Source organism: Lapidilactobacillus salsurivasis, from assembly GCF_054785215.1.
This window is the reverse complement of sequence record NZ_BAAABI010000005.1, coordinates 137,423-163,059: the sequence shown is the minus strand read 5'-3', so window position 1 is coordinate 163,059 and position 25,637 is coordinate 137,423. Positions and strand designations below refer to the sequence as shown.

The 25,637-nt window shown below is 48.5% G+C and carries 18 protein-coding genes; 14 read left to right on the top strand and 4 right to left on the bottom strand.

Annotated elements, in window-relative coordinates; genetic code table 11:
• Positions 1–9 precede the first annotated feature (9 nt).
• Complete coding sequence (gene queA / locus ACYVSB_RS07915) at positions 10–1,041, top strand: tRNA preQ1(34) S-adenosylmethionine ribosyltransferase-isomerase QueA (RefSeq protein ID WP_125597934.1); 1,032 nt, start codon at positions 10–12, stop codon at positions 1,039–1,041.
• Between the two features lie 368 nt (positions 1,042–1,409).
• Here the strand turns inward: queA and ACYVSB_RS07910 are convergent, their stop codons facing one another.
• Together ACYVSB_RS07910 and ACYVSB_RS07905 are read right to left on the bottom strand one after the other, a co-directional pair.
• Positions 1,410–1,856 (bottom strand): type II toxin-antitoxin system HicB family antitoxin, encoded by a 447-nt coding sequence (locus ACYVSB_RS07910; RefSeq protein ID WP_461219043.1) that lies wholly within the window; start codon positions 1,854–1,856, stop codon positions 1,410–1,412.
• A 33-nt stretch (positions 1,857–1,889) separates the two neighbouring features.
• Positions 1,890–2,069 (bottom strand): type II toxin-antitoxin system HicA family toxin, encoded by a 180-nt coding sequence (locus tag ACYVSB_RS07905; RefSeq protein WP_461219042.1) that lies wholly within the window; start codon positions 2,067–2,069, stop codon positions 1,890–1,892.
• Positions 2,070–2,382: 313 nt separating this feature from the next.
• Here ACYVSB_RS07905 and tgt point away from each other — a divergent pair, with 313 nt between their 5' ends.
• The 3 genes from tgt (at position 2,383) to adhE (ending at position 7,050) form a co-directional block, all read left to right on the top strand.
• Positions 2,383–3,525, top strand: a complete 1,143-nt coding sequence (gene tgt, locus ACYVSB_RS07900) for a tRNA guanosine(34) transglycosylase Tgt (protein ID WP_125597937.1) — start codon at positions 2,383–2,385, stop codon at positions 3,523–3,525.
• 72 nt (positions 3,526–3,597) lie between these two features.
• Positions 3,598–4,059 carry a preprotein translocase subunit YajC gene (yajC, locus tag ACYVSB_RS07895; RefSeq protein ID WP_461219041.1) on the top strand — a complete coding sequence of 154 codons (462 nt, stop codon included), beginning with the start codon at positions 3,598–3,600 and terminating at the stop codon, positions 4,057–4,059.
• Positions 4,060–4,428: 369 nt separating this feature from the next.
• Positions 4,429–7,050, top strand: coding sequence for a bifunctional acetaldehyde-CoA/alcohol dehydrogenase (gene adhE, locus ACYVSB_RS07890; protein WP_461219040.1), 2,622 nt, complete (start codon positions 4,429–4,431; stop codon positions 7,048–7,050).
• Between the two features lie 120 nt (positions 7,051–7,170).
• Here adhE and ACYVSB_RS07885 read toward each other — a convergent pair whose 3' ends face one another.
• Both ACYVSB_RS07885 and ACYVSB_RS07880 read right to left on the bottom strand, forming a co-directional pair.
• Positions 7,171–9,093 carry a BglG family transcription antiterminator gene (locus ACYVSB_RS07885; protein WP_461219039.1) on the bottom strand — a complete coding sequence of 641 codons (1,923 nt, stop codon included), beginning with the start codon at positions 9,091–9,093 and terminating at the stop codon, positions 7,171–7,173.
• A 239-nt stretch (positions 9,094–9,332) separates the two neighbouring features.
• Positions 9,333–11,315 (bottom strand): fructose-specific PTS transporter subunit EIIC, encoded by a 1,983-nt coding sequence (locus tag ACYVSB_RS07880; protein ID WP_461219038.1) that lies wholly within the window; start codon positions 11,313–11,315, stop codon positions 9,333–9,335.
• Positions 11,316–11,762: 447 nt separating this feature from the next.
• Here ACYVSB_RS07880 and ACYVSB_RS07875 point away from each other — a divergent pair, with 447 nt between their 5' ends.
• The 10 genes from ACYVSB_RS07875 (at position 11,763) to ACYVSB_RS07830 (ending at position 25,602) form a co-directional block, all read left to right on the top strand.
• Positions 11,763–14,069 (top strand): glycoside hydrolase family 31 protein, encoded by a 2,307-nt coding sequence (locus ACYVSB_RS07875; protein WP_461219037.1) that lies wholly within the window; start codon positions 11,763–11,765, stop codon positions 14,067–14,069.
• Between the two features lie 231 nt (positions 14,070–14,300).
• Positions 14,301–15,761, top strand: a complete 1,461-nt coding sequence (gene zwf / locus ACYVSB_RS07870; protein ID WP_461219036.1) for a glucose-6-phosphate dehydrogenase — start codon at positions 14,301–14,303, stop codon at positions 15,759–15,761.
• Positions 15,762–15,946: 185 nt separating this feature from the next.
• On the top strand, positions 15,947–17,065 hold the full coding sequence (dinB, locus tag ACYVSB_RS07865; RefSeq protein ID WP_461219035.1) for a DNA polymerase IV: 1,119 nt from the start codon (positions 15,947–15,949) through the stop codon (positions 17,063–17,065).
• A gap of 291 nt (positions 17,066–17,356) precedes the next feature.
• A complete protein-coding gene (gene argS, locus ACYVSB_RS07860) occupies positions 17,357–19,051 on the top strand; it encodes an arginine--tRNA ligase (protein ID WP_461219034.1) in 1,695 nt (564 codons plus the stop codon).
• 10 nt (positions 19,052–19,061) lie between these two features.
• The gene (locus tag ACYVSB_RS07855; protein ID WP_125597961.1) at positions 19,062–19,523 is read left to right on the top strand and encodes an arginine repressor; all 462 of its coding nucleotides are present in this window, start codon (positions 19,062–19,064) and stop codon (positions 19,521–19,523) included.
• Position 19,524: 1 nt separating this feature from the next.
• Positions 19,525–20,028 carry a PTS sugar transporter subunit IIA gene (locus tag ACYVSB_RS07850; RefSeq protein WP_461219033.1) on the top strand — a complete coding sequence of 168 codons (504 nt, stop codon included), beginning with the start codon at positions 19,525–19,527 and terminating at the stop codon, positions 20,026–20,028.
• A 746-nt stretch (positions 20,029–20,774) separates the two neighbouring features.
• Positions 20,775–21,869 carry a BMP family lipoprotein gene (locus tag ACYVSB_RS07845; protein ID WP_461219032.1) on the top strand — a complete coding sequence of 365 codons (1,095 nt, stop codon included), beginning with the start codon at positions 20,775–20,777 and terminating at the stop codon, positions 21,867–21,869.
• Between the two features lie 95 nt (positions 21,870–21,964).
• The gene (locus ACYVSB_RS07840) at positions 21,965–23,506 is read left to right on the top strand and encodes an ABC transporter ATP-binding protein (protein WP_461219031.1); all 1,542 of its coding nucleotides are present in this window, start codon (positions 21,965–21,967) and stop codon (positions 23,504–23,506) included.
• A complete protein-coding gene (locus tag ACYVSB_RS07835) occupies positions 23,507–24,646 on the top strand; it encodes an ABC transporter permease (protein ID WP_461219030.1) in 1,140 nt (379 codons plus the stop codon). It abuts the gene before it with no gap.
• Positions 24,646–25,602, top strand: a complete 957-nt coding sequence (locus tag ACYVSB_RS07830; RefSeq protein ID WP_461219029.1) for an ABC transporter permease — start codon at positions 24,646–24,648, stop codon at positions 25,600–25,602. Before ACYVSB_RS07835 ends, ACYVSB_RS07830 begins: the two co-directional genes overlap by 1 nt.
• The last annotated feature ends 35 nt before the right edge of the window (positions 25,603–25,637 follow it).

Sequence of the window (25,637 nt, the reverse complement as noted above, 5' to 3'; positions counted from 1 at the left end):
GACAAAAGAATGTTAACAACTGAAGATTTTGATTACGATTTACCGGAAGAATTAATCGCGCAAACGCCGATTGCTAAGCGGGATGAATCCCGTTTGTTAGTTTTGGACCATCGGACTGGCGAAATGCAAGATCAGCATTTCTATCAGATCATTGATCAACTTAATCCTGGCGATGCCGTGGTCATGAATGATAGCAAAGTCATGCCCGCGCGCTTATACGGCATCAAGCCGGAAACTGGCGGCCATGAAGAAGTCTTGTTGCTGCGGAATACCGAAGGCGATGACTGGGAAACTTTGATGAAGCCGGCGCGACGAGCACCGATCGGCACTAAGGTTGTTTTTGGCGATGGCGAATTGACTGCGACGGTCACCGGCGAATTGGAACACGGCGGCCGGATGATCCATTTTGATTATGACGGGATTTTCTTAGAGATCTTGGAAAAGTTGGGCGAAACCCCATTACCACCCTATATCAAGGAGAAGTTGGATGATCCCGATCGTTATCAAACCGTTTACGCCAAGGCATTAGGGTCCGCGGCGGCACCGACAGCCGGGCTACACTGGACCAAAGAACTTTTGCAAAAGGTTCAAGATAAAGGCGTCAAGCTGGTTTATCTAACGCTTCATGTTGGCCTCGGCACCTTCCGCCCTGTTTCTGAGGATAATATTGAAGATCATCAAATGCACAGCGAGTTCTATCAATTCAGTCCTGAAGCGGCGGCGACTTTGAATGAGGTCAAGGCTAACGGCGGGCGGATCATCGCGACAGGGACGACCTCGATTCGAACTTTGGAAACGGTAGCGACCAAATTCGATGGTCAGCTCAAGGCCGATAGCGGTTGGACCGACATTTTCATCAAGCCAGGGTACCAATGGAAGGCGGTTGATGCCTTTATCACCAATTTCCATTTGCCAAAATCGACTTTGGTGATGCTGGTGGCCTCATTCACAGGTCGCGAGACAATTCTAAACGCATATCAACACGCCATTAATGAGCGCTATCGTTTCTTCAGCTTTGGCGACGCGATGTTTATCAAGTAAATAGTAAATCAACTGTCAGAAGAAACAAACGCACTTAACCCAATATAGCCAAGGGTTAAGTGCGTTTGTTGATTTGTGGGTCTTGAATTCTTGTTGTTTGTTTGGTTTGATAAAATCCGAGATTTCTGGTTCTTGATCGGAACGGCTGTGGGACCTATTCGTTTGGCATCGTGGCGCCATTCAATCACTTACGTATCCTCGCGGCATCAGTTAGAATCAATTTTATCTGAGTGTCAGCGATCAATCAGGTAGATTTAATGGCCTGCTAGTACACGGTTCCATCAATTGGTTTTTCTATTCGTTCTTGATGTTCAAATTAATTCTAAAGAAAACTGTCAAAAAATGATGGTGTTTTTTAGGTGAAGATCTTAGTCTTTATTTGAAACTCGTTCTGCGATTGCTTCAGTTAGGGTTTGCGAGAAGTTGATGCGCAGTTTCCTACCCGCCTGGTCCGCCCACTTAGGAATCGTGAGGGTTTTTTTGACGGGTTCCATATCACTGAGATATTTGGATACATCCACATAGACCAAAGAAATGAATGATTTAGAAAGATCATAGGTTGCAAAGCCAGGGTCATCTTTGAAGGGGTCATCACCAGCTAACGACAAGTTGTTGATCGTTGATGGGACTGGCAATGGCTGGTCATCTTCAATCATTGAAGCAAGCATCATGCCCAACCAATCAGACGCCATAAACATGGCGTCTGAGATATCTTTGCCTTGAGTACCAGTGCTGTCAAAATCGGGGAAGTGAACGAAGTATTTCATCAATTCTGAATCATCGTAATAAAATAAAGCGGGATAAGTTGCTAACATGATAAGCTCCTTTCTGGGCAGGAAGAAGCCAGCTTATAGGCCAGCTTCCTTTTTGATTCCACGTTCGGTATACTTGTTGAGTTCTCCGTGCGGAATCGTGATTGGTCGCTTGCCAGACTTTTCCATTTTGACATGGGAGCCCTTGCCGCCGCTCGTTTGAGACCAGCCGTGGCGAGTAAGCAACTTAATCATTTGTTTTTGTGTCATGGGCATGTGCACGTACCTCCCGACAAGAGATAGTATAACACGTGTTACACGTGCTTACAAGCAAAGGATGCGAAAAATGTCTCGAGATTTATAGGCGATTACGATTGTCAATGCAATTACGATTGAGGTAGGATTTTTTGTTTTTCTGGTATATACTATTAGTTGCGATTATTTTAGGATAGGTTGGCCCGCGTGATCGGTCAATATTACTATTTTAGTCAGTGAGAAGTAAGAGATGGCACCAAAGTAGTACTTACACTGCCTTTAGCTGAGTTATCAGCTTTGGCGACGCGATGTTTATCAAGTAAAGGAGCACTTCATGACTTCACCGATTCAATACCGATTGATCAAAACCGAAAAGCACACTGGCGCTCGGCTAGGCGAACTGATCACGCCACATGGGACTTTCCCTACGCCGATGTTTATGCCTGTGGGCACGCAGGCCACCGTTAAGTCGATTTCACCTGAGGAACTAGATGAAATGGGCGCGGGGGTGATTCTGTCCAATACCTATCATCTCTGGCTGCGGCCTGGCCCGGAAATCGTCAAAGAAGCTGGCGGTCTCCATAAGTTTATGAACTGGGACAAGGGAATTTTGACTGATTCCGGCGGCTTTCAAGTCTTTTCGTTGGCCAAGATCCGTGATATCACCGAAGAGGGCGTTCATTTCCGCAGCCACTTAAGCGGGGAAAAGTTGTTCCTCTCTCCGGAAAAAGCCATTGGCATCGAGAACGACTTAGGCCCGGATATCATGATGAGCCTTGACGAATGCCCGCCGTATTATGAGAGTTATGACTATGTTAAAAAGTCGATCGAACGGACTAGCCGGTGGGCGGAGCGTGGGTTGAAAGCCCATCGTAATCCGGATACGCAAGGTTTATTTGGGATCGTTCAAGGAGCCGGGTTCAAGGATCTGCGGAAGCAAAGCGCCGCTGATTTAACTTCGATGGACTTCGCCGGTTACTCGATCGGCGGCTTATCCGTTGGGGAAAGCAAGCCTGAAATGAATGAGATGTTGGAATTCACGACACCTCTGTTGCCGACCAATAAGCCACGCTATTTGATGGGCGTAGGTTCGCCCGATTCCCTGATTGATGGGGTGATTCGCGGCGTGGATATGTTTGACTGTGTCTTGCCGACTCGGATCGCCCGCAATGGCACATGCATGACCTCCGCCGGACGCGTCGTGATCAAGAACGCGATTTATGCCCATGACTTCCGACCATTGGATGAGGAATGCCAATGTTATACTTGTCGTAATTACAGTCGCGCTTATTTGCGCCACCTGTTCAAGGCTGATGAAACATTTGGTTTGCGCCTGACCTCATATCATAACCTTTATTTCCTGTTACACTTGATGCAACAGGTCCGGGAAGCGATCATGGACGACACACTTTTGGATTTCCGTGAAGAAGTTTTCGAGAAATATGGCTTTAATCAGAAAAATGCCCGCAATTTTTAAGTTGAAAGCGCTGGAACTTCTGGCCCAGCTTTGGTACAGTATATAGTAGTTTATTAATAACGAGGTGGAGAATTGAATAATTTACAAATTTTTGCGGCAAGTTCCGCAGGTGCTGGTGGCTCAGGCTATTTCATCATTATGATCGTTCTGATGTTCGTCGTAATGTACTTTACGATGATCCGACCAGGTAAGAAACAACAGAATCAACGTCAAGAAATGCTTAAAGGCATGAAAAAAGGCGATGACGTGGTGACGATCGGTGGCATGCACGCCAAGATCGATTCAATCGATGACGCGGCAGGCACAGTAGTTTTGGATGCGGACGGGATTTTCCTGACCTTCAATCGTTCAGCCATTCGGACAGTCACGGCGGCTAAGGCTGAAGTGACACCTGATGAAACGACAGAGGAAGCAACCGCGTCAACCGAAACGACGGTTGACAAGGAAGCGGCCGTTGATGACGCCACTAAATCAGTTGAAGATGGGTCAGACAAGCACGATGACTCAAATCCAGACGATTCCGATCAGAAGTAAGTCGATCAATAGCGTGACCAAGAATTTTTTTCTTGGTCAACGCTATTTTTTTAGTGAAAACAAAGCAAAATAGGTGTATCATCATTTTATTGATCCGCTTACAAAATCATGAATTGGCGCCAAAACAGTCGGGAAAATCTGTTTGGTGACAAACTTGAAACGCTTTATTTCCCCGTTGGTCAAACAAATTCTTTTTGCGCAATCATCGCTGAATGCCTTGGTATCACTGAAGCGACAACTCACAACCAAACTTTTTTGAAAATCGGTGAATCATTTCACAGAAATCTATTTACTTTTGGCTCAGAATAGTGTAATATAATTTTTGTGAAATGGATAACGAAAATGTGAAAAACATTAGGAGGATATCAAATGCCTACAAAAGTTGCACCTAAACCAGAAACTGAAGTTAATGAAGTTCAAGTCATGGTCGATGGCTTAGTTAAAGAAGCCAACGAAGCCCTCAAAGTCTTAAAGACTTTCGACCAAGAAAAAATCGACCATATCGTTCACCAAATGGCGATCGGTGGGTTGAATGACCATATGAAATTGGCTAAATTAGCCGTTGAAGAAACTGGCCGGGGCGTTTACGAAGATAAAGCGGTCAAGAATATGTTCGCGACTGAAGAAATCTGGAACTCGATCAAACATGACAAGACAGTCGGTATCATCGAACGTGATGAAGAACACCGCTTGGTTAAGATTGCTGAACCTCTGGGTGTTTTAGCTGGGGTTACCCCAGTTACCAACCCAACTTCAACAACAATGTTCAAGGCCTTGATCGCAATCAAGACACGTAATCCAATCATCTTCGCCTTCCACCCTGGCGCTCAAAAGAGTTCGGCCGCTGCCTTGGAAAGCTTGAAAGCTGCTGCAGTCGAAGCGGGCTTGCCTGCTGGCGCATTGGGCTATATCCCAACACCAAGCATTGAAGCGACGCAAACATTGATGAATCACCCAGGCGTTGCTTCTGTTTTAGCAACTGGCGGCCCTGGCATGGTCAAGGCAGCTTATTCAACTGGTAAGCCAGCCTTGGGCGTTGGTTCTGGTAACGTGCCTGTTTACCTAGAAAAAACCGCGAACATCAAACAAGCAGTCAACGATTTGATCTTGTCGAAATCATTCGATAATGGCATGATCTGTGCTTCAGAACAAGCGGTGATCGTTGATGAAGAAATCTACGACCAAGTTGTTGCTGAATTCAAGGCCCAACATGCCTTCGTTCCAAACAAAGCGGAAGTCAAGAAGATCTCCGATGTTGTGATCAGCAAAGAAAAACATGCGGTCAACCCAACGATCGTTGGTCATTCCGCAGTTGAGATCGCTGGCAAGGCTGGCATCAAGGTTCCCGATGATACCGTTGTGATCATCGCTGCGATCGATGGTGTTGGCGACGAATACCCATTATCACGGGAGAAGTTATCACCAGTTTTGGCTTTGTTGAAAGCTCATTCAACTGAAGAAGCCTTCAAGTTGGCTCACGAAATGTTGCACTTAGGCGGGATGGGTCACTCTGCTGGGATCCACACTCGTAACGAAGATTTGGCTGTTGAATACGGCGTGGAAATGGAAGCTTCTCGGATCTTGGTCAACCAACCAACTTCTGTTGCCGGTATCGGTGACTTATACAACAACATGATCCCATCCTTGACCTTAGGCTGTGGTTCATGGGGTCATAACTCGATCTCTCATAACGTTGGGACGTTCGACTTACTGAACATCAAAACAGTGGCAATGCGCCGGAACAACCTGCAATGGGTAAAGTTGCCTCCCAAAATCTATTTTGAAAAAAACTCCATCACCTACCTTGAAAAAATGGAAGGCTTGAAACGCGTTTTCATCGTAGGGGACCCTTCAATGGATAAATTTGGTTATGTTGACATGGTCGAACGGACTTTGCACCGTCGCCAAGAACCTGTCACAACCCAACGGTTCGTTGACGTTGAACCAGATCCTTCAACCAACACTGTTTTCAAGGGCGCTGAAATGATGCGTTCCTTCAAACCAGACGCGATCGTCGCTGTTGGTGGTGGCTCTGTCATGGATGCTGCTAAGGGGATGTGGTTATTCTACACGGCACCAGACGCATCATTCTGGGGCGCTAAACAGAAATTCATGGATATCCGGAAACGGACTTACAAGTTCCCTAACTTGGACAAGGTCAAGTTGATCTGTGTACCAACAACTTCTGGGACTGGGTCTGAAGTAACACCATTCGCCGTTATTACCGATAGCGAAACCAACATCAAGTACCCTTTGGCTGACTATGCCTTGACACCAGATGTGGCGATCGTTGATAGTAAATTCATCGAATCAGTTCCAAAGACCGTTGTCGCTGACTCTGGCTTGGACGTCCTTTGCCACTCACTGGAAAGTTTCGTTTCAACCATGGCTTCTCACTATACTCGTGGTTTAAGCTTGCAAGCCGCTAAGTTAGTTTTCGAAAACTTGAAAGCTAGTTATGATGGCGACCAAGAAGCCCGTGAAGCGATGCATGATGCTTCAACGATGGCAGGGATGGCCTTTGCCAACGCGCTGTTAGGGATCAACCACTCGATCGCCCACAAACTTGGCGGGGAATTCCATCTCCCTCACGGCCGGGTAATCACGATCACAATGCCTCACGTCATTCGTTACAACTCCTTAGTACCAACAAAACGTGCCGTTTGGGCGAAGTACAACTACTTCCGCGCTGACGAAGATTACGCTGAAGTTGCTCGTTATGTCGGCTTGAAGGGCAATACAACCGCTGAATTAGTTGATGCTTTGATCCAAGCAATCATTGAATTAGCTGAAAGTGTTGGCGTTAAGATGTCCTTGAAGGAACAAGGCGTCACGAAGGAACATATCGAAAGCGCAGCAGATCGTTTGGCTGAATTGGCTTACGAAGATAACTGTACGATCACGAACCCTAAAGAACCATTGATCGCTGATATGGCACAAATCATCCGCGATGAATATGAGGGTCCTAAATCAAGTTTCGATCCTAAATAAGTTCGACTAGCGTCAAGCTTAAGTCATTAGCATGACGAAAAGACCACCTCATCCGAGGTGGTCTTTTCTAGTGGGCTGAGCTGTCCAAGTCGCGCTGGCCATTCAGGTCATTAGTGCTGATCATTCATATTGGGACAATTGTTTGATCAGCGCCAACGGTGAACGACTGGCCCAAACACTGGTCAAGCGCTGCGGTTGAGCTTCCAAGTAATGGATCACCGCGAATAATTTACGGAACTCGGGGTCCTTGAGGTCTTGCTGTTTGATCGCCAATAAGATCACCAACTGAATTGCCTCACCCTGCCACTGAACGGGTCGCGCTAAGGTAGCGATGGACAACGTGGAAATCTTGACCTCGTGGGGGTCGCCATGGGGCAGGGTGATCAGGGGCGCGACATTGGTGCCGCCTCGTTGATCCCGTAACAAAACCGAGTGGGCAAAGGCGCTGGTGGCGTAGTTGTTGTCCACAAGGTTTTGCGCCAGCTTCTTGAGAATTTCCTCGGGCTCAGAGAGCTCAAGTTGAGGAAAAACCAAACTTGGCGCGGTGAAATGGGCCAGATCGAAAGTTTGCAGATGTTTTTGCGGGACGTGTTCCAGCAAGTATTTCGTCAAGATGCTGAGGTCCTGATCAGTGATCATGGGTGAAATTTGCACAACTGGTTTGCCTGGATCGGCTAAGGGCACAGTACTAATGATCAGATCGATCTGGTCCAGGTGAGGCCACTGTATGTGCGGCTGATTTTCTAAGATATCTTTGATCTGCAGTTCTGGTAGTTCTCGTTGTAAACGGGCCTCAATAAAGGTGGCCATGGCCTTCGAATAGCCCGTGACCAGCAGTGCCTGATAGCGATTACTTTTCTGATGATCTTGGCGTTCTACCGCCGCTTGGAAGTGAATCGTTAAGTAGGCGACTTCCTCAGCGGGTACGAACAGGTCGGACTTCTGAAAGAAGTTCTCTAAGCTTAACTGAATGACCAGAAACAGTTGGGGATAGGTGTTGAAAATCGTGGGTGTCAGGGGATTGGCAATGGGTAGGCCATAATTGAGCCGGAAATAACTGGAGGAAAGGTGATTGATCAAATTCTGGCGGAGGCTGGGATCGTCGCTTAGATCTAAGGCCAAGAGTTGTTGGACCTGGGCAATCAAATAGCTGGTCAAGGCCTGGGCCTCCGGTTCGAACCGGCCGGTTGCCGGGGAATTGGCGAAGAAATTAGCGAGACGTAAGGCCAAATAATTGATTTCATCGGGCGAGAAGGCCAGGGGATAGATGTCCGCCAATTGGGCCAGAATTTGGCCGCTGAGGGCTTGCGCCGGTGAATCAGCCACCGCCGCATTTTCTTCGGCGCTAAGTTGCACCGTCTGGCCTTGTTTCATGCGCTCCAACATGAAATAGACGTGGATATCCACGTTGGCGACTTCAGGTGGGAGCGGCAATTGCCTGGCGTTAAAGGTTTCGCGAATCACATTTTGGACCACTTGAAACTGCTCCGGGGCGAAGAAATGTTGCAAGGTTGGGGCCTGCGGATCATTGGCCTGAATCTGGCGCAAAGTTTGCACCAGTAGTTGCCGTTTCTGTTGTTCGTGACCGGCGATATAGGTGCCTAGCCGCGGCTTGGAAATGATCTCCAGCCCATTCTTTTGCGCGAAGGGTTGTAATTGGGTCAATTCGTGGCGAACGGTGCGGCGATTGGCGAAGACTTTCTCCGCCAACTCCTCGATACTGATGGGAACTTGCACGCGCAACAATTGAAAAATCAATAATTGCTGCAAACGGGCGTGATCTTGATTGTTAGTCGCGGTGCCGTTCAGGCTAGCTTGGAGTTGCTGTTTGGCGCGCGGGGTCCCGACTAAACGAATGCCGGTTCCTTGTTTACGCTCAAGGGTCAGGCCGGTTTGCAGTTCGGTCAGGTACGCGGAAATCACGTGGAGGTCGTTACGCAGGGTCCGTTCCGAACTTTGTAACTGATCAGCCAATTGTTTGGTGGTCAGAAAGTCGGGATGGTTGGCCAGTGCAGTAAGCGCAATTCTTTGACGCTGATTCAAGGGGATGACTCCTTTCCGGGGTTGAGGTCTGTCGGTCTGCTGAACGGGGATGATTGCTTGGACGCAGCCGCAAAGTGATCAATCATCGACTGAAAAAAGACTGACACCACTCTATTATGAGCGTTATCAGTCTTTTTTGCATGGGTTTAGCTATTTATTTGCAATGTGTTTTTGAACAACTTGATTGTTCGTCCAGCAAGACTGACGCTTGACCTCAGTTTTGGCAACCGCCGCTGGTATTACATTTCGCGGAGCAGATCTTGGATGGTCGCTTTATCTGGCGCGGCCATCAACGCGGCGCGGAAGTCATCGTCCATTAATTTGCGTGAAAGCTTCTGCAGGATTTTCAGGTGTAGGTCACCTTGACTGGCTTCGGGCACAGCAATCAGGAAAATCAAATGGGCAGGTTGGCCATCCAGTGATTGCCAATCGACACCTTGTTCGCTACGGGCAAAGGCCAAAGCAGCTTGTTTAACGGCGGCGGACTTACCGTGGGGAATGGCGATGCCCATGCCAATGCCGGTGGTGCTTTCCGCTTCGCGATCGTCAATGGCCTGTTTGAAGGTGGCGAAATCAGTGACATGACCGCTGTCGGTCAAGCTTTGAGCCATTCGTTGGATCACCTCATTTTTGGAAGACAAATCACCGTCCAACAAGATATTATCCGGGGTCATTAAGTCATTGATGGAGAAATCTGGTTCAGCGGCTTCTTCTGGTGCTGTTGGGGCAGCGGTTGGGGCAACCGTTGCGGGATCAACGGCTTTGGTTGCGGTCGCCGCTTCCGGTGCCGCACTAGCGGTTGCCAGTTCAGGTCCAGCGTTTAGATTGGGTTTAAGAATCTGCAGCATCAGCATTGAGATGGCGATACCGATGATCACGGCCACGAAGAACATGCCAACATGATCAACCGCGCCCAGAACAGCGACGATCGGACCACCATGGGCCACGTGGTCAGTGACGCCAGCCAGCATCGCGACGACACTACCGGACATGGAGCCAACCATGATGCTCGGAATCACACGCAGGGGATCAGTGGAAGCAAATGGAATCGCGCCTTCAGTGATCCCGAAGAGTCCCATAGCCAAGGAAGCTTTCCCGGCTTCGCGTTCTGCGGCTGAAAATTTGTTTTTCAAAACCAGAGAAGCTAACCCTAAACTGAGTGGGGGAATACAGATTGCGACGGCGATTGGGCCCATGATCGAAAAGTTGCCTTCAGCGATCATGCCGGAACCGAAGAGGAAGGCCACCTTGTTGAAAGGACCACCCATATCGAAGGAAATCATCGCGCCTAAGATCAGAGCCAAAATGACTTCACTGCCACCTTGCATGCCCGCCAAGAAATGACTGAGAGAGGTGAACAGCCAAGCGACCGGTGAGCCAATCACGTAAATGAAGAATAAACCGACGATCAATGAGCCGAGAATGGGGATAACAATGATCGGCATAATCGATTGTAAGGCTTTCGGAACCGGGATTTTCTTGATACCCAGCGCGACAAAACCGGCGATGAAGCCGGTGATGATCCCACCTAAGAACCCAGCGTTGGCATTACTGCCATACAGAGAACCGTTGGCTGCCAGCATCCCACCGACAAAACCAGGCACTAAGCCAGGTCGATCGGCGATGTTTTGCGCGATGAATGCTGAAAGAATCGGGATCATCAAGTTCATGGCGATGCCGCCGATGGTGTTGATCGTCGCCCAAATCGTGCCTTCAGGAATCTTGATCCCAGACGCTGTTGGGGTGCCTCCCAGTGTGAGCGAGATGGCGATCAGTAACCCACCAGTGACCACGAAGGGTACCATGTAGGAAACGCCACTCATCAGGCTCTTGTACATCTTTTTGCCCCAGCCTTCTTGCTCTTCAGGGGCGGTTGCCGCAGTTGCGCTGGTGGCGGCGCTGCCTTGATAAGGGCGCGCTTGGCCAGCTAAAACGTCTTGGACCAGCTCGTTAGCTTTGCGGATGCCATCTTGAACGCCGACCTCGATCAAAGGCTTCCCGGCAAAACGCGCCTTGTCAATATTTGTATCGGCGGCGATGATGACCCCAATCGCCTCGTTGATGTCCGCCGCACTTAATTGGTTTTCGACCCCAATGGAGCCGTGGGTCTCGACTTTGACCTCAACGCCTAAAGCTTGCCCAGCTTTCGCTAAACTTTCGGCGGCCATGTAGGTATGCGCGATGCCCACAGGACAAGATGTAATGGCAACGATTTTTTTCACCATAGTTCCTCCTCATATCCTCAAACTCAAATCCTCAAAGTTGGTCAAGACCCTTGCTTCGACCATTCATTAACTGACTAACCTCATCATAACGAATCTGTTCGCCAAGATTAAGGTCAGAATTTTGCCGGAGTAGCCGCAACTTCTGCTTTTATTCGGAAAGGCGCTCATTGAGTCTGCTGCGCCTCTGAAAATCCGTGGTGATAAGTTGATTTTGTTACCGGTAACAGAATCGGTTGGCGTCGGCAAAACAGCGCTTCTAGGTGCTTGCCGCCACTTCCGGATGATTGCCTAAAAAAGGCCGCGGGAATTTGTGCAGTTTTTGTAGCAGGGATGATTGACTAAAAAATTTCAACATGGTAGGGTCATGAAGGTAAACGTTGTCATCAGGAAAAACAGTTGGTCGGCGGCGTTGTTTATCGTTAAATCAATGAAGGAGTTTATTCAATGAGTAATCGCTTACTTGACCATCAAGTTGACGGTCAAAAAATTCAATTCCAATTCCAAACTGGGTCACTCCAGTTGACGATCCTGACCCCAGAAATCATCCGTGTCTTGGCGGATGCGACCAGTGGGGATCATTCTTACGCTATTGAAGGAGATAAGACTCAAAAAACGAGTTTCACGGTGACCGCGACAGCCGCTGACGTCACCCTAACCACAAGCGGGTTAACGATCGTGGTCGGGGCTGATCAGCGCCTAGATGTTTTCAACGCGGCTGGGGCGCCCCTGGTTCAAGATTATTTGGGCCAGCGACGGCCATTAGCGCGGGGAATGGACGCCCAACAAGCGGCCTTGGCCAGCGCTGAAGGGCATGAGTTGACCGGGCAAGGCGCGCCTGGTCACGGCTATCACGAGGTTTTGAAGCAATTGGCCCCTGACGAGCAATTCTTCGGTCTCGGTGACAAAACTGGTTTCATCAACAAACGTGGTTATGAGTTTGATAATTGGAACACTGATGATCCCGCGCCGCAAATGGAGAACTTCACGCGATTATATAAAAGTGTCCCCTTCCTTTTGGGACTGAAAAACGGCGCACCTTATGGGCTATTCTTCGATAATACCAACCGCAGTCATTTCGATTTGGGGAAGGAAAGCGAAGACTATTATTTCTATTCAGTTGAGGCGGGAGTCTTGGATTACTATGTGATCGGCGGCGCTAGTTTGGCGGCGGTGATCCAGAATTACACTTATCTGACCGGTCGGACGCCTTTGCCACAGAAGTGGACTTTGGGCTACCAACAATCACGCTGGGGCTATCAGGACGCGGCGGAAATCGCCTTGATCGCGCAGAAAATGCGGGACTATCACTTGCCGATGGATGTCATTCATTTGGACATTGATTATATGGACGGGTATCGCGTCTTCACTTGGGATCCGCACAAGTACCCCAACATGAAACAATTCTTAGCGGATCTAAAGGCCCAGGGCGTCAAAATCGTCACGATCATTGACCCGGGTGTTAAGGAAGATCCTGGCTATCCGATTTTTGATGCGGGGGTGCGCAATAATTTCTTCGTGAAAACACCGGAGGGCTTCGATTATGTCAATCGGGTCTGGCCAGGCGAGTCGGTCTATCCTGACTTTGGTCGTCAACAAGTGCGTGATTGGTGGGCTGACAATCATCAGAAGCTGACGACTGCTGGGGTCGCGGGAATCTGGAACGATATGAACGAGCCCGCTTCTTTCAATGGGCAAATTCCGGATGAGATTATTTTCTCGGATGAGGATCGTGCCGCGACCCATGGCAAGATGCATAATGTCTACGGCCACAATATGTCCCACGCTACTTACACTGGCTTGTTAGCGCAACAGGCGCGCCGACCGTTTGTGATCACACGGGCCGCTTATGCCGGGACCCAGAAATATGCGACGGTTTGGACGGGGGATAATCACTCGTTGTGGGCGCATTTGCAAATGATGATCCCGCAGTTAAGTAATTTAGGCTTGAGCGGCTTTGCCTTCGCCGGGACTGATATTGGTGGTTTTGGTTCGGATACCACCCCAGAACTCTTGATTCGTTGGCTGGAGGCGGCGATCTTTAGCCCCTTACTGCGGAATCATAGCGCAATTGGGACGCGGTTCCAAGAACCGTGGGCGTTTGGTGAGCCGACCTTGTCGATCTATCGGCGATATTTGCAACTCCGCTATCATTTGATTCCATATCTGTATGACCTCTTCGCTGCTGGGGAAACCACTGGACTGCCAGTGATGCGCGCCATGGTTTTGGCGGATGAGCAAGATCCGCGTTTACGAGAAATCAGTGATCAATATATGGTGGGCACCGCGCTTTTGGTTGCGCCGATCGTGCAAAAAGGGCAAACAAAACGGTTGGTTTACTTGCCAGCAGGCCAATGGATCGACTTCTGGACCGGGACTCGTTATCAGGGCCAACAAGATATTGTGGTGACGGCGGAGTTGGCGCAATTACCAATGTTTGTCCGTCAAGACAGCTTGTTGCCATGGGCGGATGAGCGTGAATTTGTTGCCGAGGCGCCCGAGCAACATCTGACCTTCCGCCTCTTCGGAGAGACCGGACAGTATGATCATTATCAAGATAATGGGTTGGATCTGGCCTATCGTCAAGGCGAATACAATCGTTATCAAATTGTGGTCAAGGCGGATCAAGCACAAGTCATTTTGCAGCATCATGGCTTTGCGCCGGTTTATCGAACGATTGATGTTGAAACCACCGCGGGTCCGCAGCGTTTTGTTTATCAAGCGGCCACGGAATCTTATCAAGTTCTCAACTAAGCACTTTGGTCTCAGTGCAAGCTATTAAAGTCGCCGTAATGGCGGCTTTTTTAGTGTTACTTGGCGGTGAGCTACTTTGATCCCACAACTTTTTCCCATATTTTCAGCCAAATCGGCGAGATTGCGATCGATTCACAAGGAAAAATATTTAAGGTTTGGCCTGAGATAGTGTAGAATAACAATTAGTAAGTTGAACAGGTCATAATAATGAGGAAGAGGTCTAGGCCTAACATGAATGAGAATGAAAAACGTGTTTTAATGGTTATTTTCGGTGGGTCGGGGGATCTAGCTCATCGGAAACTTTATCCAGCTTTATTTGAGCTTTACTTAAAAGGTCAATTGGACCAACATTTCGCTGTGATTGGCACGGCGCGGCGTCCATGGACCCATGACTATTTCCGCCAAACCGTGGCGGAGAATCTACAAGCGGGCACGGCGGCGCAGCAGCAGGCGTTTGTGGCCCACTTCTATTATCAATCTCATGATGTTCAGGACGCGGATCACTATATTATCTTAAAGAAGTTAATAGATACGCTTGATGAGCAGTATCAATTACAGGGGAATCGAATCTTCTATATGGCGATGCGGCCGGCCCTATTTGGTACGATCGCGGCGCATTTGAAGTCAGAACATCTGTTGAGCGCTAGTGGTTTCAATCGCTTGATCATCGAGAAACCTTTTGGTCACGATTATCAATCGGCGCTGGCGTTGAATGACGCGGTGATCAGCACTTTCGCGCGGGATCAAGTTTACCGGATCGATCATTACTTAGGAAAAGAAATGGTTCAGAACATTCCCTACCTGCGTTTCGATAATCCACTGATGGCGGCTGTTTGGAATCATGATTACATCGATAACATTCAGATCACTTTGGCGGAAAAGCTTGGTGTGGAAGAACGGGGCGGATATTATGAAACCGCTGGCGCGTTGCGGGATATGGTTCAAAATCATATCATGCAGATCATCGCGATGTTGGCCATGCCACGTCCCGCTGATAATACGGATCAAGCCATCACCGCGGCGCGTCGGGAAGTATTCACCCACTTGCATCAATATGACGCCACGGAGATTCCTCAGAAATTCATTCGGGGTCAATATGGTCCCAGTGAGGATGGTTCAGCGCTAGGCTATCGGCAAGAAGATAAAATCGACCCGAAATCCAACGTGGAAACGTTTGTGGCTGGTGAGATCCAGTTGGATTTACCGCAGTGGCAAGGCGTGCCTTTTTACGTGCGGACAGGCAAACGCTTGCCCTTGAAGAAGACGCGGATCGATGTGGTCTTCAAGGCCGCGGCTCAAAATCTTTTTGGCAGTGAGACATTAGCGGCGCCAGTATTGACCATCGAAGTCGAACCTGAGATGGGCCTGACTTGGCACCTTAACGCCAAAGAAGTTGGTCAAAGTACCAGCGCGATCCAACGGCCGTTGCACTTTGCCTTGAGTCAGACAGAGGCTGGCCAGGTTCCTGATGCGTATGAGCGCCTGATTCTAGAAGCAATCAACGGTCGGCGCAGTAATTTCGTTAGCTGGCAAGACATGAGTGGCGCTTGGCAGTTCATTGATGGGATTCGCCAAGTTTGGGAAGAATGCCAATGCCCGCAGTTCCCAAATTACCCCGCAGGAACAATGGGACCGGCTGCTTCTGATCAACTCTTACAAGCCAGTGGTCGCCATTGGATCTTTACCAACTGAGTTAAAGTTTCAGGCAAACCCGCGGACGCGCGATTGCTAGGCGGGGCAACAATTGAAAAGGTTAGCCTAATTCAGGTCATTGATGGTGACCTGAATTTTGTCGTTTGCGGCGTCTTGAAACTTTAGGCGGCGCCGCTGGTCGAATCATCGGGCTAACAATGGTGGAGACAGTCAGGAGGTGGCTGATGACTGAGTGGTTGGAGATTCCGTTACAATATCATACCCAACGCCGAATCATTCACGTGGATATGGATGCTTTTTACGCGTCAGTGGAGATTCGCGAACAGCCGCATTTGCGCGATAAAGCGGTCGTGGTTGCGCCGGACCCGCGCCAAACAGGTGGCCACGGCGTCGTGACCACCGCCAATTACGTGGCGCGTCGATTTGGGGTTCATTCGGCGATGCCCGCCGCCCAAGCCTTGAAGCTGGTACCGCGGGAGCAACTGGTTTTTGTGCCACCTCATTTCGACTTGTACCGTGAAACTTCTGGCCAGATCCATCAACTTTTCCACCAAATCACAGATGTGATCGAGCCGATCTCGCTGGATGAGGCTTTCCTAGATGTCACCGTTAACAAATGGCATGAACGCAATACGGTCAAGCTGGCCCAGTGGTTACAACAAGAAATTTTGAAAAAAACCCGCTTGACTTGTTCTGTGGGCATCTCCTATAATAAATTCTTGGCGAAAGTGGCCTCGGATCACAACAAACCCATGGGTCGGACGATTGTACGCCCGGAAATGGCGCAAACCTTTCTGGCCAGCCTGCCCATCGAAAGTTTCTTCGGCGTTGGTAAAAAGATGCAGGCCAGTTTGCATGAACGCGGTGTCTTTAGCGGCGGTGATCTGCAAAAAATATCGCAAGCGGAGTTGATCCAACGTTACAAGAAAATGGGGTTCATGTTGTACCAGCATGCTCGCGGTGTTGACGACAGTCCCGTCTCCAATCAGCGCGCGCGTAAGTCGATTGGCAAAGAAAGCACCTATAACCCGCCTTTGACCAGCGAGGAAGCGGTAGCTCGCCAGTTGGCTCAACTCAGCCAACAAGTTGCCGCCACGTTGCAACGACAACAGGTCCACGGTAAAATCGTTGTTTTAAAAATCCGCGATCGTGAGTTCAACACCGTCACCAAGCGTCAAAGCTTCGACCATTATCTTTATTCAGCCCAAGAGATTTTGCAACAGGCGAGCTTGATCTGGCAGCGTTTCGGGGATCTAAGTCAGGGGATTCGGTTATTAGGTATTACCATTACCGATCTATTCCCGCTAACTTATGAGAATCTGACCTTACCCTTGATTTTCTAAGGTAACCGATTAGAATAGTTTTTTTATTTTTCCAATAGATTTTTGGTGGCAATAATTGTATAATTAATGTATATTGTTAGACAGAGCAAGATCAAGGCAGAAAAGATGCAAGTCGTTGACAAGCGACCTCAAGATAGTGAAAGTTGGGGCAGCGATCATCTGGCGCGGCCGGATCGACATTTTGATAGATTGTAAGAGTGGCCATTATTGGCAAGCAGAGTGGTACCGCGGGGAATCCGTCTCTAGAATTTATAGGGGCGGTTTTTCTTTGGTATCGCGGAGGAGGAAATTATGAATGTAAAAGAGAATGTGATCGCGAGCTTGCACCAAGTATTAGCGTCCGAATTGACCCCAGCGGAGATTGGACCGTTACTGGAAGTTCCGAAATCATCGAAATTAGGGGATTACGCGTTTCCAACTTTCATTTTAGCGAAGACTTGGCATCGCGCCCCTCAACAAATCGCGGCGGAACTGGTTGAGCGGATTGATGCTAGCGGCTACGAGCAGGTGGTTGCCACTGGCGCTTACGTTAACTTTTTCTTGGACAAAGGGGCTTTCGCGCAACAGACGGTGCAAACGATCTTGGTCCAGGGTGCGGCTTATGGAGATAGCACGCAGGGGCAGCAGGCGAACATCCCGATCGACATGTCCTCACCGAATATCGCCAAGCCAATGTCCATGGGGCATTTGCGCTCGACGGTCATCGGCAATTCCTTGGCGAAGATCTATGCCAAATTAGGATTTCACCCGATCAAAATCAATTATCTTGGCGATTGGGGCACACAATTCGGCAAATTGATCGTGGCCTATCACAAGTGGGGGAGCGAGGCGGAAATCAAAGCTGATCCCATTGGCAATTTGTTGAAGTACTATGTCCATTTCCACGAAGAAGCGGAGAAAGATCCTAAACTCGATGATGAGGGTCGGGCTTGGTTCAAGAAGTTGGAGGATGGCGATCCAGAAGCGACCCACCTTTGGGAATGGTTCCGGGGTTTGTCACTGGCTGAGTTCAAGAAGATCTACGACCGCTTAGGCATTACCTTCGATTCGTACAATGGTGAGGCTTACTACAATGACAAAATGGCGCCAGTCGTTGCCGATTTGGAGCAACAAGGCTTGCTGCAAGAAAGTCAGGGCGCGCAAATCGTTGATTTGACCGCTGAAGGCTTGAATCCTGCCTTGATCAAGCGCTCGGATGGGGCGACCTTGTACATTACCCGTGATCTGGCGGCGGCGATCGATCGTTATCAGAAGTTTCATTTTTCCTTGTCTTTGTATGTTGTCGGCGCTGAACAGACGGAACATTTCAAGCAATTGAAGGCTGTTTTGACCAAAATGGGCTACGACTGGGCCGCGCAAATCGTCCATGTGCCGTTTGGGCTGATTACCAAGGATGGCAAGAAATTGTCCACACGCAAGGGCAATGTTGTTTTGCTGGACCAGGTTTTGGATGAGGCCGTTAGCTTGGCGCAAGCGCAAATCGCCGCTAAGAATCCCCAGTTAGTCAACGCGGCCACTGTGGCACATCAAGTTGGGGTCGGCGCGGTTATTTTTCACGATTTGAAGAACGACCGCTTGGATAGCTTCGACTTTAACTTACAAGACGTGGTCCGCTTTGAAGGCGAGACAGGACCGTACGTTCAATACACCAATGCTCGGGCCCAAAGCATCTTACGCAAGGCTGATTTCAGCGAGGACCTGACCAGCGCGACGGTGCCGTTAACAGATCCACAGGCATGGGATGTGGTCAAATACTTGGCCGACTTCCCCAATGTGATCCAACGGGCCGCGGCGGCGTTTGAACCGTCAGTCGTCGCCAAATACGCGTTACGTTTGGCGAAAGCGTTCAACAAGTATTATGCCAATTCCAAGATTTTGGTGGCCGACGAGCAATTGGCGGCGCGTCTTGGTTTAGTTACGGCTGTTAGTCAAGTTTTACAATCAGCGTTAGCATTATTGGGTGTTGCTGCCCCAGAAGAAATGTAGGAGTGAAATCATGAAGAAAAAAGAACGTCAAGCTATTTTAACGAAAATCGTCCGTGAACATTTGGTTCATACGCAAGAGGAATTGCAGGAGTATCTGCACGAATATGGTGTGGGGACAACTCAAGCGACTCTTTCGCGGGACCTGCGGGAATTAAAAATCACGAAAATGCGGGATGAATATGGTAAGTCACGTTATATCAAACTGACGACTGAAACCCGAGGTGACGCGAAGCAACGTCTCTATTCCGCCCTTAAGACCGTGACGAAATCGATCGAAGTTTTGGAGTTCTTGGTGATCATTCATACTAGCCCTAGTTATGGCAACTTCTTGGCGGCCGCTTTAGACGAGCTACGCCACTCAACCCCAATCGAAATCTTAGGCACCCTGGCTGGTCATGATACCGTTGTCGCCTTTTGCCGTGATGCCGCTCAAGCTCAAGAAATGGCCGATTACCTTTCTTCACGCGTTTAAAATGCGCTCCAGTTTATTTGGGCATTTTGCGGATGCCAGTCAAGCCCGTCAGCGTCTGTTTAGTCCCGTAGATGGCACCGTGATCCCCTTGGAGAAGGTTGCCGATCCAATTTTCGCTCAGGGCACCTTGGGCCGAGGCTTTGCGGTGGAACCTACCGCTGGCTTACTGTACGCGCCAGTTCTCGGGCAGGTCACGCTGATCGCGACCACGCAACATGCGATCATCCTCCATCAAGCGAATGGATTGGACATTATGCTCCACTTTGGTCTGAATACCGCGCCACTTCACGGTGATCCCTTCCGCATTCATCTGCGCGATGGTCAGCAAGTTCGCGGTGGTCAGCGGATCGGCTTCATGAACCGCAGCAAAATCAAAGCAGCGGGGCAGCAACCCACGGTGGTGGTCGTGATCACGAACACGGCCGAGGCTTTAGATCGGCTAACTGTTGATTTCGGACCGACGATTGGCGGTCGACCGGTGGGTGAGCTGGTGGCGCGCTCGTAGCCCAAAATCCAACGAATTCGGAAGTCGCGGTTGGTTAAGTTTCTGAAATATCTCAATTTTTTTCGATATGGCTTACTTTTCCTCAACTCGTTGGGGAGACGTGAGCTTTTTTGATAGGCGGGAAAGCCCTTACCTGACAACGTTTGTGCCCATAGGCAGAAAAAAGTTGAAATTTATTGTTCGGATTTTGCAAAAGCAATTGACGTTCTGACCAGAAAGCGCTATCATGTTCTTAGCGAGTTAGTTGCCCTTTTCAAAAAATTGGGCCGTACCGCTTCTGGCAATGGCTGTGACTTTTCGCGATAGGTTTTCCATTTCTGACTTGTCTGGTTAACAGTTTGAAGAAAGCGCTAAAAATTTAAACGATTCCTGAGTTCTTCGGCGTATTTCATGATATACTTGTTATCAAATAATTTATTCGCAACTTCAACGAATGATCAGGCGTCATTGGTGGTAGCAGAAAGACGAATAAATCAATCATGAGGGCGCTTTCTAATTAGCAAACTTATCCTTGCGTCGCCCTAAACAAAGCGATTTCTTACGTGATTTCGGTTTGACAGAGGCTAACATTTCTGATAACTTTTAAGAGAATTGTTCGCAGATTACGTCATTTTCGCCACTTTTCCTCGGGCATGCGTTTTTGGCCCCGCTCCTGAGTTATTTCTCCTACATAACTCATGTTCAGATCGGTTTCAATAATCTCCAATTGGTTATTCTAACAAACTTTTTTAGGAGGGCTTTAGGTAATGAAGAAGGCAAAAGTTTTCACCATGGGTATTTTAGCAGCGGCAGTGGTGTTGTCGCTGGCAGGATGTTCAGGCAAGAAATCAGCGACAACGGACACTGGTAGTAAGGATTCAGGGAAGACAACGACGAAGACCGTTGCCTTGATCACTGATACTGGTGGTGTGGATGACCGTTCATTCAACCAATCCGCTTGGGAAGGCTTGGAAGCATGGGGCAAGACACATGATTTCTCACGGGGAAATAAAGGTTTCCAATATTTCCAATCAAAGAGTGAGTCTGATTATGTTGCCAACATCAACTCAGCCAAGGCAGCTGGTTTCAAGACAATTTTCGGGATTGGTTACAAGTTGCAACCAGCCATCGAGCAGTCTGCAAAGAAGAACCCTAAATTGAACTTCGTCATCATTGACGACTCAATCAAGGGCTTGGATAATGTTGTTTCTGCGACCTTCAAGGATAACGAATCTTCGTACTTGGCAGGGATTGCGGCAGCATATACCACTAAGACTAACATTGTTGGTTTCGTTGGCGGTGCTAAAGGTGACGTTATTGACCGTTTTGATGCTGGTTATGCTGAAGGTGTTGCGGCAGGTGCCAAAGAGTTAGGTAAGTCTGTTAAAGTCATCAATCAATATGCTGGTGATTTCAGCGCTCCTGATAAAGGTAAATCAATTGCTCAGGGGATGTACCAACAAGGTGCAGATATTATCTTCCACGCTTCTGGTGCGACTGGTAATGGTGTCTTCCAAGAAGCTAAAGCAATTAACCAAGCTGGTTCGAAGAAGGTCTGGGTTATCGGTGTTGACCGGGATCAATCCGATGAAGGTAAATACACGACTAAAGATGGCGATTCTGCTAACTTTACTTTGACTTCAACGCTCAAGGGTGTTAACAAGGTTACCGAAGATTTGTCCGAGAAAGCATTCAAAGGCGAATTCAAGGGTGGCCAACACATCATTTATGGCTTGAAAGACGATGGTGTTGGTTTGGCGAAGGGCCAACTTTCTGCTAAAACACAGAAGGCTGTTGACCAAGCTAAACAAGATATCATTGATGGTAAAATTGAAGTTTCAGAACATCCGGCCAAAAAATAACGGCGATCATGACGATATGGAATGCTCCTTCGCTCAGTAGGCTGGGCGAGGAGCATTTTTTCTAAAAAAGGTCGGAATTAGAAAGCGGGGATACAATGGCAAATTCAGAATATGTCATTGAGATGCGAAAAATCACCAAAGCTTTTGGTGCTTTTAAAGCCAATGATCAGGTTGATCTGCAGGTCCGCCCAGGCGAGATCCATGCCCTCCTAGGCGAAAATGGCGCGGGTAAATCAACTTTGATGAATGTGCTCTCCGGATTATTGGAACCAACTTCCGGACAGATCTATCTCAATGGAAAACCAGTGAAGATCGATAGTCCTAACAAGGCAAATAGCTTGGGAATTGGGATGGTCCATCAGCATTTCATGTTGATCGATGCCTTTACCGTTACCGAAAATATTATTTTAGGTAGCGAGCCTAATCATGGTGGTGTCATCAATATTCACCAGGCTGAAAAAGACATTCAGGAATTATCGGATCGTTACAACCTTGATGTGGATCCCACAGCGAAGGTTGCGGACATTTCGGTCGGGATGCAACAACGTGCTGAAATCCTTAAGACGTTGTATCGTGGCGCTAATGTCTTGATTTTTGATGAACCAACAGCCGTCTTGACCCCCCAAGAAATCGAAGAATTGATCGAGATCATGAAAAACTTGGTCAAAGAAGGCAAATCGATTATTTTGATTACCCATAAATTATCGGAGATCCGCCAAGCGGCCGATCGTTGTACCGTTATTCGTCGGGGCAAGACGATCGGGACCGTTGAAGTGGAAGGAGCTTCAAGTGAAGACTTGGCCACGATGATGGTTGGTCATAGTGTTACTTTTAAGATTCCGAAGCAACCAGCCAAATTAGGACCGACGACCCTGCAGGTTAAAGATCTTCATGTCAATGAGAACCGGGGGATCCCGGCGGTCAAAGGCGTTGATTTCACCGTGAAATCGGGCGAGATCTTAGGAATCGCTGGGATCGATGGTAATGGTCAAACCGAGTTGATCGAAGCGTTGACTGGTCTGCGCAAGATCGTTTCCGGCGAGATTTTGATCAAGAATCATGAGCGTGCCAATGCGACACCGCGGAAGATCACGGAAACTGGGGTGGCCCATGTACCGGAAGATCGGCAGAAGTATGGCCTGGTTCTGCAATTGAGTCTGGCCGAGAATTTGGCGTTGCAAACTTATTACCGCGCGCCAATCAGCGAACATGGTTTCTTGGACTATGGCAAGATGCGTGAACACGCGAAACGTTTGATCAAGGAATATGATATTCGGACGACTAACGAACAACTGCGGGCTGGTGAATTATCAGGTGGTAACCAACAGAAAGCAATCATTGCCCGCGAATTGGATCGTGACGCTGATCTGATTATTGTCGCGCAACCGACTCGGGGCTTGGATGTTGGGGCGATCGAGTACATTCACCGTCAATTGATTGCCCAACGTGATGCCGGTAAAGCGGTTCTGTTGATCAGTTTTGAATTGGATGAAATCATGAATCTTTCCGATCGGATCATCGTGCTTCATGATGGCAAGATCGCTGGGGAAGTTCGCCCAGAAACAACTACCGAGCAAGAGTTAGGCCTGTTGATGGCTGGCCAGACCCAAGCGGAAACAGCAAAGGAGGAGATTTAATTGATCAAAGTCAATAGTACGACTCGAAAAATCTTGATCCCGTTATTCTCGATCCTAGCTGGTTTCCTGGTTGGCGCGATCATCATGTTGTTTTATAGCTACAATCCGCTCCAAGCATACGGGTCAATGCTCCAAGGTGCCTTAGGTAGTTCCGTCAGTATTGGCGAGACCTTGCGGCAAGCGACACCATTGATTTTCACTGCACTAGGGTTCTCCGTGGCCAACTCTGCCGGTTTCTTCAACATTGGTCTTTCTGGCCAAGCCTTAGCCGGTTGGGTCGCAAGCATTTGGGTTGCTTTGGCGTTTCCTAATTTACCAACATTTGTCTTATTACCATTAGCTATTATTGCCGGCGCTTTAGCTGGCGCGATCATGGGGGCGATTCCTGGATTCCTGCGGGCTTTCTTTGGAACCAGTGAAGTTATCGTCACGATTATGTTGAACTATGTTGCTTTGTACCTCAGCACTTATTTGATGCAAGATGTCATGCCAGCACATTTCAGAACTAGCCAGGATGCAACCAAGATGATTTCGCACCATGCCACGTTACACGTTGAATGGCTGAGTCATATGTTTGGGGATTCTCGCGTCCACTTTGGTCTTTTCTTAGCCCTGATTGCGCTAGTAGTTGTTTGGGTCATCATGAAGAAGACAACTTTAGGCTTTGAGATCCGTTCCGTTGGGCTGAACCCCTTTGCTTCCGAATATGCGGGGATGAGCTCGAAAAAAACAATCATTATGTCGATGGTTATTTCCGGTACTTTGGCTGGGTTAGGTGGCGTTATGGAAGGTTTGGGGACTTATCAAAACTTCTTCATCCAAACAGCATCGATGTCCATCGGGTTCGACGGGATGGCCGTCTCCTTATTGGGTGGCGGTAGTTCCTTAGGAATCCTGTTATCGGCGTTACTCTTCAGTATCTTACAAATTGGTGGTTTGGGTATGCAGACTGGTGCCGGAGTGCCTTTCGAAATCGTCAGCATCGTCACTGCCAGCATCATCTTCTTCGTCGGGATCGATTATGTCATCAGCAAACTCTTCAAGAACAAAGATAATGCCAACAAGGAATTACCAAAAACTCCGATCGCGAAGGAAGTTGTGACCGAAGAAAAAGATGCGCAAGAAGGGGGTCGTTTATAATGAACTGGGTCAGTATCGTTGCAATCATCATTTCCTCAACCTTAGTTTATTCCACACCGTTGATCTTTACCGCACTAGGTGGTACTTTCTCTGAGCGCGGCGGAATCGTCAACGTTGGATTGGAAGGTATCATGGTTATGGGTGCTTTCAGTTCAGTTGTTTTCAACCTGACTTTTGCTGGGAGTCTAGGCAAGGCCACACCATGGATTGCTGCCTTGGTTGGTGGTGTTGTCGGGGTGATCTTCTCTTTGCTTCACGCCGTGGCGACCATCAATTTCCGTGCAGACCACATTATCAGTGGTACCGTAATGAACTTAATGGCACCAGCGCTAGGTGTGTTCTTAGTCAAAGCAATGTACGCTAAAGGTCAGACTGACAATATTGAACAGAACTTTGGCTATTTCTCCTTCCCAGGCCTGTCCAAAATTCCAGTGTTAGGTCCGATTTTCTTCAAGGACACTTCATTGATGGCCTATGTCGCGATTTTGTTCGCGGTCTTTGCTTGGTGGTTAATGTTCAAAACCAAGTTTGGCTTGCGTTTGCGGTCTGTCGGTGAGAACCCCCAGGCAGCTGATACATTGGGCATCAATGTTTACGGCTATCGTTATGCCGGCGTCTTGATTTCTGGTTTTCTTGGCGGGATCGGCGGGGCTGTCTTCGCCCAATCCATTTCTGGGAACTTCTCTGTTGGGACGATCGTTGGTCAAGGGTTCATTTCCATGGCGGCGATGATCTTTGGTAAATGGAATCCAATCGGTGCCATGGGCGCTGCTTTGTTCTTCGGGTTCGCGCAAAGCCTGAGTATCATTGGTGGTCAATTACCTGGTATCAACAAGATTCCATCTGTTTATCTTTTGATTGCCCCTTATATTTTAACGATTTTAGTTTTGGTCTTCTTCCTAGGCAAAGCAACCGCACCAAAAGCCGATGGGACCAACTATATCAAATCCAAATAAGTTCGATTTCCTCCTTCAAATCAAGTCGACAGCGT